Annotated in this window: 1 protein-coding gene; it reads right to left on the bottom strand. The window is 43.8% G+C overall.

The genetic code is table 11. The annotated features are described in order from the left end of the window. Positions 1–751: filamentous hemagglutinin N-terminal domain-containing protein (locus J3U56_RS12000; RefSeq protein ID WP_267367958.1), on the bottom strand; the 751-nt coding region annotated here is incomplete at both ends.

Genomic DNA, 751 nt, shown 5'->3' with positions numbered 1-751 from the left:
TTTCGGTACCAATCATACGAATACTATTGGCATACATTCCACCAAGCTGTGAAACATCAATCGAGACTTCCGGTTTGTTGTCAGTAGCGTTATCCAGTGGCATGATAGTTTGTGTATCGTAACTGACCTGATTACGACCGGTGATCACATTCGCTTCATTGGCCCATATTGCCGAGTTAATCGATACCGTACGTGCTATCAAATCGGTATAGTTTTGCCCAGAACTGTCAAGCCCTTTACCGGTTACCGTTATGTGCCCTTGTTCAACCTGGTAACCATTTATTTCACCATTATTGATAATCGGTTTACCGGTGGTGAGTGTCCCTCGACTGGCATTAATAAAACCACAACCATTACAGGTGATACCGGAAGGGTTAGCAATAATGACCTCGGCTTTTTGACCGGCAACTTCAACCACCCCGTTTAATTGGCTGGGATTACGTGAATTGACTTCGTTTAATATGATTTTTGCCGGTCCGGTTTTATTTAATAGCTCATTGCCCTGTACATAACCCGCAATTTGCGTTTGGCTGATTTTACTGCTGTTATTTAATATCGCACCTTGCTGTGATACATCAAATTGACTGTATTTGTTATGCGATAATCCTTTATTGTTCGGGGTTTGAATGTTGACTTGTGTCACACCATTTGCCGCTGATATCACTATCGGTTGTTGGTGGCGGCCCGCCTGATTATCCGCCACTATTTGACTGCCATAAACCGGCGAAGTCAGCGTGACAAAACCCAGCGA

It is taken from the genome of Gilliamella sp. B2824 (assembly GCF_026536245.1).
In the GTDB taxonomy this organism is placed as follows: Bacteria; Pseudomonadota; Gammaproteobacteria; order Enterobacterales; family Orbaceae; genus Gilliamella.
Note: the sequence above shows the minus strand (reverse complement) of the source record. Positions and strands in the feature narration are given on the sequence as shown.